Source organism: Alishewanella sp. WH16-1 (genome assembly GCF_001441695.1).
Classification (GTDB): domain Bacteria; phylum Pseudomonadota; class Gammaproteobacteria; order Enterobacterales; family Alteromonadaceae; genus Alishewanella; species Alishewanella agri.
Genome location: NZ_LCWL01000135.1, coordinates 19716 through 38120 on the forward strand (window position 1 = coordinate 19716; position 18405 = coordinate 38120).

Annotated in this window: 14 protein-coding genes and 1 other RNA gene; 7 read left to right on the forward strand and 8 right to left on the reverse strand. The window is 50.1% G+C overall.

The window, feature by feature from the left end:
- Nucleotides 1-280: 280 nt before the first annotated feature.
- The 3 genes from AAY72_RS14340 to AAY72_RS14350 all read right to left on the reverse strand — a co-directional run bounded on the left by AAY72_RS14340 (nt 281) and on the right by AAY72_RS14350 (nt 5918).
- Nucleotides 281-2221 (reverse strand): S9 family peptidase, encoded by a 1941-nt coding sequence (locus tag AAY72_RS14340; protein ID WP_057788432.1) that lies wholly within the window; start codon nt 2219-2221, stop codon nt 281-283.
- Nucleotides 2222-2299: 78 nt separating this feature from the next.
- Nucleotides 2300-3241 carry a class I SAM-dependent methyltransferase gene (locus AAY72_RS14345; RefSeq protein ID WP_057788434.1) on the reverse strand — a complete coding sequence of 314 codons (942 nt, stop codon included), beginning with the start codon at nt 3239-3241 and terminating at the stop codon, nt 2300-2302.
- A 58-nt stretch (nt 3242-3299) separates the two neighbouring features.
- Nucleotides 3300-5918 carry a TonB-dependent siderophore receptor gene (locus tag AAY72_RS14350; RefSeq protein ID WP_057788436.1) on the reverse strand — a complete coding sequence of 873 codons (2619 nt, stop codon included), beginning with the start codon at nt 5916-5918 and terminating at the stop codon, nt 3300-3302.
- A 596-nt stretch (nt 5919-6514) separates the two neighbouring features.
- On the opposite strand from AAY72_RS14350, the gene dinG reads away from it, so the two are divergent.
- From dinG to AAY72_RS14370, 4 genes are read left to right on the forward strand one after another with little or no spacing between them, the layout of a single operon-like run.
- Complete coding sequence (gene dinG / locus AAY72_RS14355) at nt 6515-8575, forward strand: ATP-dependent DNA helicase DinG (RefSeq protein ID WP_057788438.1); 2061 nt, start codon at nt 6515-6517, stop codon at nt 8573-8575.
- Between the two features lie 12 nt (nt 8576-8587).
- Nucleotides 8588-9376 carry a TSUP family transporter gene (locus AAY72_RS14360; RefSeq protein WP_008984241.1) on the forward strand — a complete coding sequence of 263 codons (789 nt, stop codon included), beginning with the start codon at nt 8588-8590 and terminating at the stop codon, nt 9374-9376.
- Entirely contained in the window at nt 9373-9939 is a 567-nt protein-coding gene (priC, locus tag AAY72_RS14365) for a primosomal replication protein PriC (RefSeq protein ID WP_008984242.1), read from the forward strand. The genes AAY72_RS14360 and priC overlap by 4 nt, the downstream gene beginning before the upstream one ends.
- Entirely contained in the window at nt 9939-10877 is a 939-nt protein-coding gene (locus AAY72_RS14370) for a histone deacetylase (protein ID WP_057788440.1), read from the forward strand. Before priC ends, AAY72_RS14370 begins: the two co-directional genes overlap by 1 nt.
- Here AAY72_RS14370 and AAY72_RS14375 read toward each other — a convergent pair.
- A complete protein-coding gene (locus tag AAY72_RS14375; RefSeq protein WP_008984244.1) occupies nt 10848-11945 on the reverse strand; it encodes a tryptophan 2,3-dioxygenase family protein in 1098 nt (365 codons plus the stop codon). The two genes, AAY72_RS14370 and AAY72_RS14375, sit on opposite strands and share 30 nt — an antisense overlap.
- Before the next feature lie 392 nt (nt 11946-12337).
- Between AAY72_RS14375 and AAY72_RS14380 the strand changes: the two genes are divergently transcribed.
- Entirely contained in the window at nt 12338-12598 is a 261-nt protein-coding gene (locus tag AAY72_RS14380) for a late competence development ComFB family protein (protein ID WP_008984245.1), read from the forward strand.
- Between the two features lie 50 nt (nt 12599-12648).
- Here the strand turns inward: AAY72_RS14380 and ffs are convergent.
- Nucleotides 12649-12745: signal recognition particle sRNA small type (gene ffs, locus AAY72_RS16605), an RNA gene on the reverse strand.
- A gap of 135 nt (nt 12746-12880) precedes the next feature.
- On the reverse strand, nt 12881-13732 hold the full coding sequence (locus AAY72_RS14390; protein ID WP_057788444.1) for a DUF3014 domain-containing protein: 852 nt from the start codon (nt 13730-13732) through the stop codon (nt 12881-12883).
- Between the two features lie 147 nt (nt 13733-13879).
- Between AAY72_RS14390 and AAY72_RS14395 the strand changes: the two genes are divergently transcribed.
- Nucleotides 13880-15040, forward strand: coding sequence for a patatin-like phospholipase family protein (locus tag AAY72_RS14395; RefSeq protein ID WP_057788446.1), 1161 nt, complete (start codon nt 13880-13882; stop codon nt 15038-15040).
- 111 nt (nt 15041-15151) lie between these two features.
- Nucleotides 15152-16108, forward strand: a complete 957-nt coding sequence (locus AAY72_RS14400; RefSeq protein ID WP_057788510.1) for a GGDEF domain-containing protein — start codon at nt 15152-15154, stop codon at nt 16106-16108.
- On the opposite strand, the gene tilS is transcribed toward AAY72_RS14400, so the two are convergent.
- Together tilS and accA are read right to left on the reverse strand one after the other, a co-directional pair.
- Entirely contained in the window at nt 16035-17438 is a 1404-nt protein-coding gene (gene tilS / locus AAY72_RS14405) for a tRNA lysidine(34) synthetase TilS (protein WP_231728977.1), read from the reverse strand. The genes AAY72_RS14400 and tilS overlap by 74 nt on opposite strands.
- 10 nt (nt 17439-17448) lie before the next feature.
- On the reverse strand, nt 17449-18405 hold the full coding sequence (gene accA / locus AAY72_RS14410) for an acetyl-CoA carboxylase carboxyl transferase subunit alpha (RefSeq protein WP_008984250.1): 957 nt from the start codon (nt 18403-18405) through the stop codon (nt 17449-17451).

An 18405-nucleotide genomic window follows, 5' to 3' on the forward strand; every position in this document is an offset into this window, starting at 1 on the left:
CTGGATAACTCTTATTAGATGAGTATCTCGTTATTTATTTTTGTCAGACGCATCCCTGAGAAAGGCCTGAAGCGCATCATTCGATTTGCAACCGAACAATATCGGTTAATAATATGCAGCAAAAAAAAATAGGGTCAAGCCTTTAAGCAGGTATTTAGTCGCAAAGCTGCAACTTTTTTTTCTATTTCAGGTCACGCGCTTAACCTAAGCGGGAGCAAGGGCAGCGGCGGGTCGGCAGCAACCGACCAACCGCTGATTTTTCACGATAAACAGCAAAATGTTAATTAGGTTTAGCCTTAGCTGCTGCACCAATATGCTGGTTAAAAAATTGCAGCATCTTATCGTACAACTCGACCCGGTGCGCCACCTGATAAAAACCATGGCCGTCTTCTTTAACCAACCATTGATAATCTTTACCCGCCTGATCTAAGGCCTTACGTAAATTATTGGCATGGATTATTGGCACCCGCACATCTTTGGAGCCGTGTACAATAAATAACGGCACCTGAATTTTATCGACATGATGTACCGGTGAGATCGCTTGCAGGGATTCCTGGTCGGCGCCAACATGAGAGCGGATAAATTGCCCGATATTGCGGCTGCGGCTAGCATCTGAACCATCACCTTTAAAGAATAACGGCATATCATAGACACCGACATAGCCTACAGCGCAGCGATATAATTCCGGATCTTTGATTACGCCCCAAATTGCAGCATAACCGCCATAACTACCGCCGTAGATACAAATGCGGTTTGGATCCGCAATGCCTTGTGCTACTGCCCACTTTACCGCATCGGCAACATCATCTTGCATCGCCCGTCCCCACTGTAAACGGCCAGCACGTTCGAAATCGTCGCCATAGCCACCAGAACCACGGAAGTTAACCTGTAAACTGGCATAACCATGGTGGGCAAAGAATTGCGCTTCAGCATTAAAGCCCCAATTATCATAAACGCCAAAGGGGCCACCATGGACGTTGATAATCAGCGGCAACTGACTGGTTTTACCCGCGGGTAAGGTTAGATAGCCATGTAATGCCAGGCCATCCCGAGCGGCCAGTGTAACCGGCTGCATCGGCACCAACTGCTCAGCTTTTAAATTTGGCTTTACCGAAGCAAGATAACGGGCTTGTTTCTTCACCAAATCGTACAAATAAAATTCGCCGGGATTACGATCAGAGCTGACGCGGAATAAGGCTAGCTGACCTTTTTCGTCAAAAGAGGAAATGGTGACCAATTGCTCCGCAAACGCCTGTTTCAAACCGGCGAGCAATAAGGTATCCGGATGGCTGGTATTAATAAATTCGAACTCAGCCTTACCTGCCATATAGTCAATCGCCAGCAACTCGCCGTCATGGCCTCTGGACCGGCCGTCGATATCTGAATAATCGTGTCTGGCTACCAGATTGAGTGATTTATCCTCGAAGTTGTACGCAAATAAACCGTCCCGATCACCGGTCGCCATATCGAAGTTAGACAGAAAGTAAGCGGTTTTATTATCAGCGGTAAATCCCCAGGGCGTCACTTTAGGATTCGCGCGTTGATTGGGCAACGCTAATTTTTGCCACTGCCCATCCTGCTTAATATGCAAGATGGTTTTGTTGTCATCAAACTCTTTGCCCTCAATAAACTCAATCCCCATCCTTAGCGTGCCGCTATTATCTGCCATCAGACTGGTGACGACGCCCGGAGGCTGGTCATCCAGATACAGCTCTGTGCCCCGATTGATATCCAGTGTAAAAGCGCGCATGCCACTCTTCTCGGCCCAGTGGTACTTACCAATTAAGATCCGATCTGGCTGTTCTGGTAATAGGTGCAGAATGGTGTAGGCGGACATCTCATTTTTAAATAACAGATGGCGTTTAGTGCCATCAGCGTTAGCGGCATATAAATCTACAGCGGTACCGCGCATACTTATCAGATTGCCGGTAACTTCAGCCACTTCCATTAGCACTCTATTGTTGTTCGCCCAATGGAAATTAAGCACATGCTTATTTTCACCGAAGGTAAAACTGCTCTTAACCTTCAGATCTTTTAGCTGCATCACCGCCAGGCGGACTTCAGAACCTTCCTCATAATTAAAGGCGACTTGCTTGCCATCTGGCGATAGCTTCATATTGCGCACCTTGGCGTGTTCGAAAAAGTGCTGGGTGGGAATGGTGGCATAAACCAGGCTGGCTTGAAGTAATAGTAAGCTCAGCAATATTTTTAGATAACGCAATTTGGTTACTCCTTTAACTGAATAAGATTGCAAACGCCGCCATATTATTATCAAAATACTTACAAATAAACGCTTTAGTTAAACTTTTTCGGCCATTAATGCCAGGCCAAATAACTGCCCTTCGATATAGAGCGGTGCTAATTGCCCGCGCCCCCGCAGTTTTTGCAGTTGTTGTTGGATGCCGTCGGCTTTGTCAGGTGTAATACAAGCCGCTTGTTGATCGCTAAGTCGCTGTAGGTAATAGGCTAAACTTTGCTGCAGCCGCTTGGCCTGGTGCGGGCTATCCACTGCCGGTTGAAATAATAAGCTGGCAAAGGGGGCAAATAAATAATGAAACCACTCAGCTGCCGCCGGCGCCAATGACTGCTGATAAACTTTAACCTGTTGCAATAACTGCTGATTAGCCTGCATAAACTGCGGACTTTGTGTGGAACGCAGTGCCAGCGGCAACAACGCCAGGACCCGTTCAATAATGCCATCTGCAGCCAGCAAGTTTTGCATCACAAGGATCCCGACGGCACTATCTTGCGCCAAAGCCGTATCTGCACTATGCATCACCGCAATCAGGCGACCACCGGGTTTTAGCACCCGCCAGGCTTCCTGCAGACTCGCCGACAGCTCGCTGTATTCAAAAGCAAACTGACTGACCAGCAAGTCGATACTGGCATTGGCGCAAGGGAGTTGCTCTATTCGGGTATGACCAAGAAAACGGATCTGTTTAAATGGCTTTGCCAGTGCAGGCTGCTTCGCAATTAAACGTTGCGGTTGAATATCAGCAGCATCAACCGCCAGGATCCGCCAGTTGGTTGCCTGCTGTTGCTGTTGCTTTTGCTCTGCCAACAATAGGGCCAGCGCCCCATTGCCGGTACCAAGATCCATCAGTGTTGCCGAGGCAGCTAACCCCGCTAGCTGTTGTCGCCAGAAGGCTGCCAATTCACCGTGATAACCGCTGGCCGCCTGCCCCTCTGCAAAGCTATTCAGCGTATCTGCTTGCTGCCAATAAGCTGTCCAGTGTTGCATATGTCCTCCAATAAAAAAGGCGGGCTAAGCCCGCCTTTTTATTCAAGTAGTTACAACCTTAGAAAGTTTGGCTGTAACGAACGTAGGTTTGACGACCCCAACCATCATACAGGTCGAAGTTGTAGTCACGACCGTCGTATGGGCGCAGAGAAGGCAGCTTCTCGAACAGGTTCAGAGCACCAACAGTGATCTTACCATCCCATGGCAGGTTGTAGCTGACTTGCAGATCGTGCGTTACGTAGGTACCCCAGTTACCGTTACGTGGTGCATCTTTTAAGTTAACACAACCATCACGGTTAGCCGCGCCACCTTCAGTCTGGCCGATACCACAGCGATAGCTGCTACCTATCAGATTCAGGTTGTAGGCGACATCAACATCACCGATAACATACACGTTTTGTAACGTCATACGCATTTTCGGGAAGCCTGGGTCTTCTACGAAGTTACGACCGCCTTCGTCATAGTTACGAGTGTAAGCAACTTGCAGGTTCTGGTTCAGACGACCCAAAGTACCAAAGTCGAAAGTGGTACGAACGTTAGCATCAAAACCATCAGTGTTAACCACACCTTCGTTACCGTAACCAGCTAGCACCTGGTCAATTGCACCGTTTGCTCTACGAATAATTTCAATACCAGGTGGCAATGAATCGCCAGCAGCCTGACGGCTTAGAATAGTAGATGGACCGAAATAGGTAATCTTGTTAGTAATTTCGGTATTCCAATAATCGATAGAGAAGTTCAACCAATCTGTTGGTTGATAAGCCCATCCGATTGTATATTGATCTGACTGTTCAGATTCTAAGTCAGGGTTTGCACGAATAAAGGTATCTACCTGTACCGGGCAAGAACCAAACACGTCACAAGTACGTTGGTCGTTAACTGAAACTGCAGAGAAAGTGGTTTTCTGCGTCAGGATGTCCAGTGACGGTGCACGGAAGCCCTGGCCCCAAGACGCACGTAATACCATGCCATCCATTGGTTCAAAACGGAAAGACACTTTAGGTGCGAAGTCATTACCGTAGTCTGAGTACTTGTCATAACGACCGGCTACTGACATTTCCAGGTTGTCTAGGATTGGGACCAGCGCTTCGAAGAAAGCAGATTTAACAGTACGGTCACCACCGGCTGAGTTACCCGCAGAACCACCAATCTGACCGGCTTCTGACAGTGAATCGTACTGATCGTTGTAGTCTTCTTTGCGGTATTCAGCACCCAGTACACCTTGTACCATACCAGCACCCAGTTCGAACATGTCGAATGAGCCGCTGACATAGGCTTCGTCCTGGTTAAAGAAAGAGATACGAGAAATCGTCGCTTTCATCGCATTCAGAACTTCTTCCGGGTTCTGGCTAGGACGTTGTAAGTCATAGATACCGCGTTCGATATAATCCCAGGCGGTAGAACGAACGATGTAGTTATAACCGATATCGTAAGTTTTGCTGCGATTACGGCGTACACCGAAGTCCAAATCTACGCCACCCAACATACCCTGAGCACCGGCCAAGAAGTCTGTACCTTCGTTGTTAACATAACCGTCACGGTTACCTAACGCAGCATAGCGATGATAAATATAGATATCTTGAGGAGCTCCGACAGACGGATCGAACGGCACTGCATTTGGATTGGCTGGGTTGTAGAACCAGGCATTCGGGTTAGTTGGGTTGTTGACACTGTTCGCAGAAACTGGGGCCCAGTCCGGTGCGGGTGCGTAACGACCGAATGAGCCAGATTTTGATACTGACGCATTCATATAAACTTGCCAGTCATCTGTAACCTGGTGACGGGCTTTGATAAACAGAGATTCGTTACGGGTAGAAGCTTCGTTCGCGTTAGTTGCGTTGAAGTTATACTGACAGCGAGGGAAACCAACAATAGTGGTCGGAATAAAGTTTTCTTCAGTGCAACCACCAGGTATTGCTCTCAGATCTTCTTCAACATCTTCCCAGTTATTACCGTATAAAGAACTACCTGGCACTACCCATGGGTAATCGCGTTCAAATACGATGTCACGGCTGTTCCACGATACACCACCGATCAGGCTGGTTTTAGCAGTAGAAGAACCGAATACGACTGAACCGCTTTCAGTGTCACCACCTTCTTTTGGAACAGAGGCTTCACCCATGCTGACGTTAAACTCAACACCGTTAAAGTCTTTACGGGTAATGATGTTAACTACACCACCCATAGCGTCTGAACCGTACATCGCAGAAGCACCGTCAGACAGAATTTCAACCCGCTCAACCGCACCGATAGGGATAGAGTTTAAGTCTTGGGTTGCGCCAGTTGATGGTGATTTTGGCAGACGACGACCGTCAACCAATACCAACGTACGGTCAGCACCTAAACCACGCAGGTTGATTGATGCAGTACCTTGCGCTGAGCTACCAGATTGTGGACGGAATGAACCGGTTGAGTTGAAAGTGGTACCACGCAGTAAGTCTGATACAGACAGCTGGCCAGACATATCAATCATTTCACGGTCAATTACCGTAACCGGTAAAGCACCTTCCAGGTCAGTACGTTTGATACGTGAACCTGTTACTTCAATCCGCTCAACTTTAGCGGCTTCTTCTTCCTGCTGTGCTTCTTGAGCGACAGCAGTGCCGGCGAACGCTGAAGCGGCACCGAAAGCGATGGCTAAGCGCACAGCCTTGCTTAATTTATTATTTGAGTACATGTATTTCTCCCTGGACCACGTTTAGTGATTCTGTTTTTCAGTTACTAAGTTTTTTGCCGGGCGCCGCCTTTTTACTGGCAACTACCCCGAGTAACGCGCCCTGATAATAAACGCAATTTTTCAGCAGGGTCAACCGCTTTTACGGAACATTTTTTAGTAAGGCTGGTCTGAGTGCGTCGGATATCAGTGCGGGGTCGAGGCCAGTCATACATTATGCTTACAAAAAACGATCAAGCCATGCTGATAAAGGTTTATAAAACGTAAATTTCGTAAACAAGCACGATCTATAGCGTCTAGTAAAGCAGCAACCACGAATTTCAGTCGATTTTTACTGTAAACAAAAAATTACCGGAAAATACTGCTCTTACCAGTTATCACACAACCGATTTTGAGCATTTATCGCGACCAGCAGCAAAATAATAACGATAAATTACCTTCGCAGCGTCTTTTTCAAGGTAGTTTTGTCGTTCTAAGCCAGACTACGGCGCTTTACCGCCAACCATGCCAACCCCGGGCTAGGCAGCGCCAGAAAAGACAGCTAGAATGCCAAACTGTAAAAATATACAGATATGCAACTTGAATAATCAATAGCCCCCATGCTCTCAGAACCGTTAAAACAACAGATCCGGCAGTGCCATCAGCAACTCAAGCAACAGTTGCCCGGCTACCGCGCGCGACCGGCACAGAACAAACTGATTGCTGAGATCAGTAAAATTGTCGCCGGCGAATATCATCGCCAGCAGCGGTTGGGACTCATTGAGGCCGGCACTGGCACTGGTAAGTCACTGGCCTATCTGTTAGGCACTCTGCCCTACGCGTTGGCACAAAAGAAAAAGCTGGTTATCGCCACCGCCACCGTGGCGTTGCAGGAGCAATTGGTTAATAAAGAGCTGCCGTTCTTCCTCAAGCATAGCGGACTGCACTTTGATTACACCTTAGTAAAGGGGCGCCAGCGCTATGCCTGCATCGGGCGCTTGCAGCAACTGATCGGGCAACCCGTATTATTTACCAGCCCGGAGTTATCTCAGGATCAGGCAACGCAAAGCCTGCTGAAGCGCTTGCTAAGCGCCTGGCAACAGCGACATTGGCTTGGCGACCGCGATACGTTGGCTGAAGGATTACCTGATACCGTCTGGCAACAAATTCAGGCCGATGCGCATATCTGCCATAAACAACATCGTCAGCATCTGGGTTGCCCGTTTCATCTGGCCCGGGCGGAAATTGCCGACTCGCAGGTACTGGTGGTTAACCACAGCTTATTGTTATCCGACTTACTGGCCGGTAATTCGGTATTGCCGGCGCCAGATGAGTGCATCTATGTGATTGACGAAGCGCATCATCTGGCAGACTGCGGCCGGGAGCTGCTCAGCGCCAGCGCGCAGTTAACTGAGCAAAACGTCTGGCTGGAAAAGGCGCGCAAGCAATTACAACTGTTACAGGGCTTGCTGCCGGAGCGTAGCCTGAAAGATTTACTTAAACTTGACGACCTACTCAGCGACTTTGCGGCCACGCTAAAACCGCTGGAACGCAGCTTACGTGATTATTTACCACAATGGTTTCCACAGGCATCGCAAACCGAATACCGCTTTGTGCATGCTGCGTTACCCAAATTATGGCAACAGCAGGCAGAGCCACTGGCAGAGAGCAGTAGCAAAGCCCTGAACTGTTGCGATCGGCTGCTAACTGAGTTGCAGCAACAACTCAACGAACAACCGAAACGGCTGCGTAGCCAGCCGCAGTTAATTGGCGATTTAGCCCTACTGCGCCAACGTCTGGAGCACCAACAACAGCTGTGGCAACTTTACGCGCAACCACAAAAAGACATCGCGAATCAGGCGCGTTGGCTGAGCCGCGAGACGGCGCAAAGCCCGCTTTATCTGCACGCCAGCCCATTAAGTGTTAGCCATAAACTAAGCCAGTTGCTATTTCAACCCGCCTTTGCCGTAGTACTCTGTTCAGCAACACTGCGACTACTGAATAGTTTTGAGCATGCGAAACGTGAACTCGGATTGCTGGATTTTGCTGCGCTACAATGTCTGCAGGTCGACTCCCCCTTTGCTTACGCCGAGCAGGCAGAGATGATTTTACCGACCACCCGCTGCGAGCCGACAGCGGCAGACTTTAGCCAGGAATTAATTAGATTACTGCCCCGCTATCTGGATGCCAAAAAAGGCAGCCTGGTGCTGTTTGCCTCTTACTGGCAAATGCAGGAGGTGGCAGCCGCCCTAAGACAACAGGGTTTTTCATTATTGGTACAGGGCGAAGCGTCACGTCAGGCACTACTGGACCTGCATAAAAGCCGGGTGCAGGGCGGCGGCGCCAGCATTTTATTTGGCACCCAGAGTTTCTCAGAAGGCCTGGACTTACCCGGTGACTTATTAACTAATCTGATTATCACTAAGTTACCCTTTGCGGTGCCTACCTCGCCACTGGAAGCGGCGCAAAGCGAGGCTATCAGTGCCAGAGGGGGCAATGCTTTTGTGCAATTGAGTTTACCTGCTACCGCCAAGAAACTGGTGCAAGCTTGTGGTAGACTGCTGCGACAAGAGCAGGACCGGGGCCGGATCGTGATCCTTGATCGGCGGCTGGTCAGTAAAAGCTATGGTAAAGCCATGCTGGATACCCTGCCGCCATTTCGCCGAATTATTGAATATTGACAGGACCTGCCCTTGATCCCGGATCTGAACCTGACACTTGAGCTGTTACTACTGTTATGCAGCGTGGCTTTTATCGCCGGCTACATTGATGCCATTGCTGGTGGTGGCGGCTTATTAACCGTACCGGCGTTACTGACCGCCGGTTTGCCGCCGCATGTGGTACTGGGTACCAATAAACTGGCGGCGACCTTTGGTTCACTCACGGCCTCGGTTACCTATTACCGGAAGAAGTTATTTAACCCGGTATACTGGCGTAATAGTTTGTTATTTACCGCCATTGGCGCGCTGTTGGGTACGCTGGTAGTGGATCAGCTCAGCACCGAGCTACTGGATAAACTATTACCACTGCTGATTCTCTTCGCGGCCATTTACACCTTGTTTAACCGGATGCAACCGGACGATCGACTGACGTTGCCAACGCCAGGTCGTAAAGTCTACTGGCAACAACGTGTGCAAGGCTTAACGCTGGGCTTTTATGACGGTGTTGCCGGGCCAGGTACCGGCGCTTTCTGGATGGTCTCCACTATGGCGCTCTATAAGATCAATTTATTGCTGACCAGTGGTGTCGCCCGCACCATGAATTTTGTTAGCAATGGTTTTTCACTGGCGGCGTTTATTGTCTTAGGCCATGTCCATTTTACGCTAGGCATCGCCATGGGGCTGTGTTTAATGTTAGGTGCTTATCTGGGCGCACATTCGGCAATCCGTTTTGGCAGTAAATTTATCCGGCCGGTATTTATTTGTGTGGTCATTGCCATTGCCGCCCGCTTAGCCTGGCAAGCCTGGAGCAACGGCGGATGAGTCAACTCTCTGCTGCACAGCTGCAGCGTTTAGAGCAGCAGCTACAACAACTCTGGCACCAAGCCAGTGAGTTAGACCGGCAGTTGCAGCCCGGCAAACCACAACATTGGTTTGATTCGTCACTCTTTAGTGTCCACTCCCCTTATCTGGCTGATTATGTCGCGCAAAGTCAGCGCCATCTGGCACATCTGCGTGCACAGGGATCGCAATTATCTGCCGCAGCTCAACAGCGCTTGACCGAGCGCCTGCAGCAACAAATTGACGCCCTGCTGCGTGCCTTCGTCAATAGTAGCACCCGGCAAAAACACAGTGGCCGACCACAGCAACGTACTAAGGCCGTGGTGCAGCAATTGAGCGCATCCAGTCAGCAGCTTTATCAGCAACTTTCGGAATATCAGCAGTTTGAAAGCCGGCTCAAGGATATGCTGCAGCTGGCCGAGCGCGACCAAACTGCTGAAGGCACCGCCCGGCGTCTGGCTTTGCATGCCCGTCTTGGTCGCTGTCGTCGTGCCATTGATGAAGTGGAGCAGCAAATTCAACGTCTGGAAAGCGGGAGAGCCTGATGGCCCGGTCCTTAACGCCGCTGATTTACCATCCCTGTTACAGTGAACTGGCCTTACCGGCAAATCATCGCTATCCGATTGGTAAATATCGCAGCTTGTATCAGCAGCTGCTCGCTTTGGGCGTACCGGAATCCGGTTTCTTACAACCTGCGCCAGTAACCGCTGCGGCATTGTCCACCCTACACGACCCTGCCTATGTCGAGGCGCTATCTCAGGGCACCTTAGATAGTAAAGCGATGCGACGTATTGGTTTTCCCTGGTCAGAGCAACTTATCAAGCGTTCGTTAACCTCGCTCGGTGGCACCCTGCTCTGTGCAGAGCAAGCCTTGCAACATGGACTGGCACTGCACTTAAGTGGTGGTTATCACCATGCCTTTTATGCAGAGGGCAGCGGTTTTTGCCTATTTAATGATTTGGCCTTCGCCGCGCTCAGTATGCAGCAACGGGGGGTTGGCCCGGTGTTAATCTTTGATTTGGACGTGCATCAGGGGGATGGGACTGCGGCGCTGTTTACAGCTAATAGCGGTATTATTACTGCATCAATCCACTGTGAAAAAAACTTTCCCGCACGCAAGCAACGTTCCGACTGGGATATCGGCCTGGACAAGGATTGTACTGATGCCAGCTATCTGGAAGCCGTGAGCCAGAGCCTGGATAATCTGTTGCGTTGGTATCAGCCAGAACTGGTGATCTATGATGCCGGCGTGGATATCCACCAACAGGATGATTTAGGCTTGCTGCAAATCAGCACCGCAGGGGTATTAGCCAGAGACACACTGGTGCTGCAGCGCTGTCGCGACGCCGGCATTCCGGTCGCCGCGGTGATTGGCGGCGGTTATCAGCGCGATCTCAATGCCCTTACCGCCGTCCATCTGCAGCTGTTTAAAGCTGCTTTCGCCCAACAGGGTTTAGGGCTGTGGCGCGAAATAGAAACCTAATTGCTGTTTCACCGTTGGCGGTAGCTCCGGTAAGGCAGCCTTGGGCAATAAAAATGTCGCCATGGTAAAGAGATCGGTAAAGATACGGTTTTTTTCGGTAGTACGCTTTAAATAGTCATGACCAGAAGAGCCACCGGTACCAATCTTACTGCCCAGCATCCGCTGTACCATCATCGCATGTTTATAACGCCAGATCGTCAACTGCTCATCAATTTCCGTTAAACAGGTTAACAGCTGAAACGGCAGGTTAAATACCGGCTCTTCCTGGTACAAATTAATAAACAGCGCCGACAGCATTGCCTTTTGACTCAACCGAAAACTACCTTGCTGCTGTAAGGTCTGATATTTTTCTTTATCCAGCAAGGCGGCAAATTTATCGCGGGTCCGGCCGATCTCAGCCAGTTGCAAGGCCCGCTCCTGCTCGGCAATTTGCTCAATCTGCTCGACAATGGCCTGATCCTGTTGCAGCATTTGTTCGGTCGCCTGCTGATACATTTGCCAGAAACTAAAGCCGGCAAACTCCAGAAACGGCATGCGCTCCAGCCATTTTTCGATCCGCTCAAATAAGCTGGGCGCCTGTTCCAGTTGCTGCAAAAACTCCCTGTCAGCCTGTTTTAGACGGCTATAGAAGGAGTTTTTATCAAAGTCGATCCGAAATTCGCTTTTCAAACCCAAGCCAATTTCCAACATTTTGAATTGAATACTCTGAAAACCAGAGGCCGGGACCAGATAATCGCGAAACGCCATAAAGTCTTGTGGCGTCATGGTTTCCAGCACTGCAATTTGCTGGTTTAACAGTTGTTGAATACTGATAATCCGTTTCAGCTTATGCACTATGCCCGTTAGCTGCTGATCTTTAACTTCCGCCTCGGCAAACACCGCCATTACCGCTTTCAGTTCGTGCAAAATTTGTTTAAACCACAGCTCATAGACCTGATGCACAATAATAAACAGCGTTTCATCATGCGCCTCTTTGGCATAGCGGGCACTTTCCGGCGCCTGAGCGGTTAAAATTTTGTCCAGTTGCAAATAATCGCCGTAATAGCAGGGTGTAGTATTCTTTTGCATTTTTATGATGACCTGATGACCTTGACCGCGGCATTGTAGCAAGGCGCTGACCTAACACAATCTTTCTGTGGCGTTTTAGCAGTAAGCTGATTATGCTTAAGCTAGGGCGTGTTGACGTTTGCTGCTTAGATTTTGTTCGCACTGGCGGCGCTTTGATCGCGAAACGAGGAGCGCAGTTTAGTTATTCTAAATAAGTGACGAGTGCCAAAGAGCAAAGCGCCGCCAGCGCGAACCCTTCGGGCAGCGTTTGGCTGGCGTTTCTACTGCGTTATCGCTTGTTCATGTAGAATAACTACACATCACAAGCTCTGCCTTGTATAAACACCAGCCAAACGGCTGCAAAAACAAGCAGCAAACGTCAACACGCCCTAGATCCCGGCAGGAGAGAATGAATGAAACTTGATGATGATATTCATAATTATTATGAAAAACTGGTACTGGACCATATTGTTGAGCTGGAGCTGGATAAAAACAACGATGCGGAATACCTGGCCGATCTGTGCTGTATTTCACTGAATTTACTACCGCCACGTTATATCCGGTTTGAAGTTGACATGGCGTTCTACATGCCGCAAAGCGAGCGCTTTGAAATGACGATGCGGGTTAAAGAAGCAGTAAAGCGGGCCAGAGAGTTTCTGGATCATCAGCCGTAAATCAGATTAACTTTCTGTAATCGGGGGAGGCTACCAGATTTGGGTGGCAGCCCCACCAGCCACATCCCGGCACATACATCATAAACTATGGCTGCTTCCTTCCGGACCTGACCAGGTTCGCCTACTAGTATTGCGAGAGGACCAATGGAGCTACCATTGACTGTATTAACAAAGGCTTTGCCAACACAGGCGCGCATTATCCGCAAATGCTCCTGGCAATGCAAGCGCTGTTAACTGTTACCTGAAAGCCTTGCTCAGAAAAGCAGCGACGGCCAGGCCGGATTAATTACCTAACGCCTGCCGATAAGTTGTTAGCAATGCTTTGAAGCGTTGCTGCTGCTCGGCCGATAAACGCAACACCTGCTTCTGGGCTTCAGGTAATTGCTCCAGCTTAGGATCGGCATAGGTATACATCACCGATGGCCGGCTAAGTTCTGCTCCGGCCGGCACCTGCGGTGTGCTGAGTAACACGGCAATCGCCTGGCGCAAGCGTTGATCAAAGGTCAAATCCGGGTATCCCAGCTCAGCAAAGGCTTGATCCAGCAATGGTTGATAGCGCCGTTTTAACGCCAGCACTTGCCGCGGCGGCACACTCTCCAGTAGCTGTAAATAAGGCTCATAGCGACTGCTGTTATCTGCTGCTGTCAGGTAACGTCCTTCAGCCACGGGCTGCACGCGATAACCATCAGCTGGTTTTGCCAGCACCGGATGACCGGCCACTAATTGTCCCTGCGCAATATTATCGACAGTGACCACCAGATTACGAATCATCTCTTCGCGGTTAAACAAAGCGGCCAAACCCGCCTTCCAGTTTAATGCCAGTAGCGCCTCTGCTAATTCAGTGTCTGATTCATCCAAAGCCGGTAACGGCACCACCACTTCCGGTTCAGCCGGCGTAGCAGCGGCCTCTACAGGTTCAGCAACCGGAGCCGGCTCAGTCACTGCTGGCTCAGGCAAGGGCTCCGCTTCTAACGGCTGCTGCGGTGTAGCAGGTTCAACTACCGGTGGTAAGGGCGCAGGCTCAGTAACCTGTTCGGTATCCCGGAATAACAACCAACCGGCGGCAATAATCACCAGTACCACCGCGGCTAAGCCGGCATAATAATAAGATTGTGCACTCGCTTGTTGAGACATAAGGCCTACCTGAGATGATCAATTATGGTTTGAACACTGCTAAGACAATTGCAATCTGTTGCCAAATCAGCGATATATTACCCCTATATTAATCGAAGAGCATCTGACAGGGAAAAAGTTCAGCGGATTATTGCATTTCGGGGTCTTATGCCAAATTTACCCGCTAAACCGGGCAGCAAAATCGCCCTGCTATTAACCGGGGGCGGGGCCCGTGCGGCTTATCAGGTGGGGGTGTTAAAAGCGATAGCCAGTGCCTATCCGCGCAGCAGCCCGTTACCGTTTCAGATTATTTGTGGCACCTCAGCCGGCGCCCTGAACGGCGCGGGTCTGGCTTGCTATGCGTCCTGTTTTCATCTCGGCGTAAAAAAAATTGAGTCGGTCTGGCGTAATTTTCGTACCCAACAGGTCTATCACGCCGATTATCTGCACCTGATACAGCACCAGTTTCGCAATTTTTACAGCGCCTTTCAGGCTGACTATGCCAACAAAAGGCCGGTCAGTCTGCTGGACAACCGGCCGCTAAAACAGTTACTGACCCGCATTCTGGATTTACAACGCATCGACCGCAATATTATGCGTGGCTACCTATCAAGCTTTGCCGTTACCGCCTCTTGTTATAACAACGGTGACTCGGTGACGTTTTTTCAATCCGACAATGCCAGTGAGTGGCGCCGGGCTAAACGCTGTGGTCAGCGTACTTTGCTGGGCATTCATCATCTGATGGCGTCAGCGGCCATCCCGTTGATTTTTCCATCAGTACGGATTCATCAGCAATATTTTGGTGATGGCTCGGTAAATCAGCTGGCCCCGCTGAGCGCCCCTATCCACCTTGGCGCAGATAAAATTCTGATTATTGGCGTTGACGATCCGCGGCCAAATGAGCCAAGCCAACGGCTGTTACATCACCCTGATCTGGCAACCATCGCTGGCCACCTGATGGATACGGTGTTCACTGATACCTTAAATTCCGATATTGAACGGATGCAGCGGATTAATAAAACCGTCGAACTACTACAGCAACATAAAATAAAAACTGAACTCAAGCCGGTGCAAAGTTTACTGCTTAATCCCAGCCAGAATTTTAACCAGTTAGCCAGCGAGTATTTTTTATGTCTGCCGCTGGCGGTGCGGACCTTATTACGCAGTTTTGGCATCCGTCAACACTCGGACTCAAGTATGGTCAGTTACTTGTTATTCGAACAACTCTATACCCGTCGCTTAATTGAATTGGGTTATCAGGATGGTATGCGACAGCAGCAACAGATCATGCAATTTCTTGCCGCCGAGACGGCTGAGCCGGTGTCATAATCTTGGCTCCGGTATTTAATCGCAGTAATATTTGTTATATAACAATAAGATAAATTTCAGGCATAGTATTTGCTTAATAACAACCAGCAGATTTTTTGGAGTGTTATTGGCATGTGGCAAGAAACCGCAAAAAACAACTTTAGCGCCGAGTTAAGCACCGATTCCAGCTGGCAAGAGCTGACTGATGGTCAGGAGATCAGCCTGATCAGTCAGTTACAAACGACGCTAGATTTACAACAGCAGCTGGATATCTTCGCCATGCATGTCAGCCGGGTGCTGCCGATGACTGCAGTGCAACTACAAACCGCTCAGGGTAACTTTCAGGCGGCAGGGTCAAAGCCTGGCCGTCATGACTATCAAAGCGAGTTAGTCTTAGAGCACCAGTTACTGGGACAACTAAAATATCAAAGTAGCTATAATTTTAGTGCCCTGATCCAACGTCAATTATTACTGCTGGAGTCGGAATGGCTCTATGCGCTGCGTAATGCCCTGTTGGTGAACCGCTTACAACAAATGGCGTTAAAGGATCCTTTAACTACGCTGGGAAACCGTCGATTTTTTGACGATAGCTTTGCTAAAGCAATCCAACTGGCCAAGCGTCATCAGCAACCCTTTGCCTTGCTGCTGCTGGATTTAGACAACTTTAAACAGGTTAATGATTTGGCAGGCCATAGCACCGGTGATCAAGTGTTACTGGCGGTGGCCGATTGTATGCGGGAAACGCTCAGAGCAACTGACAGTTTGTTCCGTTTTGGTGGTGATGAATTTGCGGTCTTGCTGCAAGATCAGGACGCTGACCATGCTGAGCTGATTGCGGCGCGCTTACAGCAGCATATTAGTAAACATCCGTTGTTAAAGTTACATCAGGTAGGTTGCAGTATTGGTTTAGCCTGGTTAGGGTCGGAGCAGCAAGCCCGGGATCTGTTCCACCTGGCCGATGAGGCATTGTATCAAGCTAAAACCAGCGGCAAAGGTAAGGTTGGCGGCGGCACTATTAGTTTTGCTGGCATTCCTCGTCCAGCTCGCCCGCTGAAGGCTCCGCTTGCCAGTCTGGCTGCTGCCAATTAAGCCAGCCCGTGGCTGCCGTTGCCGCCACGGCACTGGCATAACCTGCTACCAGCTGTACCTTACCACCAGTCAGCAATAACGGGATCCGTCCGCGTTGCCACGGCGGTACCCGCCATAATTTAAACCATTGCTTCAATGGTTTAGTGCGTTGCCCCAGCGGCTTAAACGGTAAACTCAACTGCCCAAATACCAGCTGCCAGGCTTTGCCAGTTACCGGTAAAGCATCGTTACCGGATTCTTGCTGCCAGACTAACTGACCACAACCAACAGGCAATGCCAGCGGCTGCGCTAACTGCAGCTGCGTCTGCCAGTGTAGTAATTCCGGCGCCGATGTCACTCTGGTTAGGTATAAACGCTGTAAAAAGCGCCGTACCTGCCACTGCCCTAAAATTAACAGCGGCTGCGCGTCATCTTTGGCGGCAATGACCTGCTGTTTCAGCGTAGCCAGCCACTGGCTCGATGGATTAAGGCCAACGCCAGCCAACCATTTGCGTAACACCAAATCTTGCTGTAATTCAGGCAGCAAAGCCAGTTGCTGCAAATCCAGATAATCAGCCTGCAGACAACTGGCCAAAGCGATACCGGTGTAATAATCGGCCAGCTGCAAGGCCTGTTGTAAATGTTCGCAGCTGCGGGCTGCGGTGCGGGGCAGCGCAGGCCAGCGCTCTGTCAACGCCGGCACCACCTGCAACCGCAAAAAATTACGGTCAAAATCTGGGTTACTATTGCTCTCGTCTTCGACCCAGCGTAATTGCAGCGCTGTGGCAACTTCCAATAATTGCTGTCGAGGGAAATTCAGCCAGGGCCGCAGCAGCTGCCCTTGGCCAAAAGGACGACTTGCCGCCATCGCTGCCAAGCCAGATAGGCCAGCACCCCGCTTAAGCGCCAACAGTAAGGTCTCTAGCTGATCATTGGCATGATGAGCGGTTAACAGTACAGTTCCCGGCTGCTGCATATAGGTGGCGAGCACCTGGTAGCGGGCGTCACGGGCTTGTTGCTCCAAATCGGCACGGCCAGCCAGCTTAACCCGATGTAACCGAAACGCGACCCCTAATTGCTGGCATTGCTGCTGACAAAAAGCCGCCCAGTGATCGGCATTCGCACTTAAACCATGGTGGACATGCACAGCGGTCAACGGCATAGCGGCAGCCTGGCAAAGCGGTGCCAGCAAGTGTAATAACAGTTGGGAGTCAAGACCGCCACTGTAAGCCAGTGTTAGCTGTTGAGGTGCCAGGCGCTGCAGCAGTTGTTGCAACGCCTGTTGCAGTTCAGATTGCGCCGCAATCACTGCTGCTGGCAGTGATCCGGCTGTGTCTGAAGCTTCAGACAAGGGACTGGCCTTAGCAATAACCGTACGACATCAACCGCTGGTAACGTTTGTCCAGCAACTCTTGTGTACTGAGCTTTTGCAGCTTTTCCAGATCACGCAACAACGCCGTTTTCAACGTCGCCGCCATTTGCTCCGGCGAGCGGTGGGCGCCACCCAGTGGCTCGGTAATCACTTCATCAATCAGCTTCAGTTCTTTTAAGCGACCGGCGGTAATACCCATCGCATCGGCAGCCAGAGGGGCTTTCTCCGCACTCTTCCACAGGATGGAAGCACAGCCTTCCGGTGAAATCACTGAATAGGTGCTGTACTGCAGCATATTCACTTTATCACCAACGCCGATGGCCAAGGCGCCACCTGAACCACCCTCGCCGACCACAGTACAGATCACCGGCACTTTCAGGCCAGCCATCACTTTCAGGTTACGGGCGATGGCTTCGGATTGACCGCGCTCTTCAGCACCAATGCCCGGATAAGCACCCGGGGTATCGATAAAGGTGATAATCGGCAACTTAAAGCGCTCAGCCATTTCCATTAAGCGTAAGGCTTTACGGTAACCTTCAGGGCGGGGCATGCCGAAATTACGGCGGATCTTCTCTTTGGTATCGCGGCCTTTCTGATGGCCAATGACCATCACTGCCTGCTCGCCTAAGCGGGCAGTACCACCGACAATGGCATTGTCGTTAGCAAAAGCGCGGTCACCGCACAGTTCATCAAAATCATTGAACATATGCTCGATATAATCAAAGGTATAAGGGCGGCGCGGATGGCGTGCCAACTGGGCAATTTGCCAGGCCCCTAACTCAGCGAAGATTTTTTTGGTTAGTGTCAGGCTTTTTTCTTTTAGTTTGTTAATCTCTTCTTCTAACCCAAGATCATAATCGCCATTGCGACTGACATTGCGTAATTCGTCTATTTTTGCTTCCAGTTCGGCAATCGGTTGCTCAAACTCTAAATAATTCAGCATCAT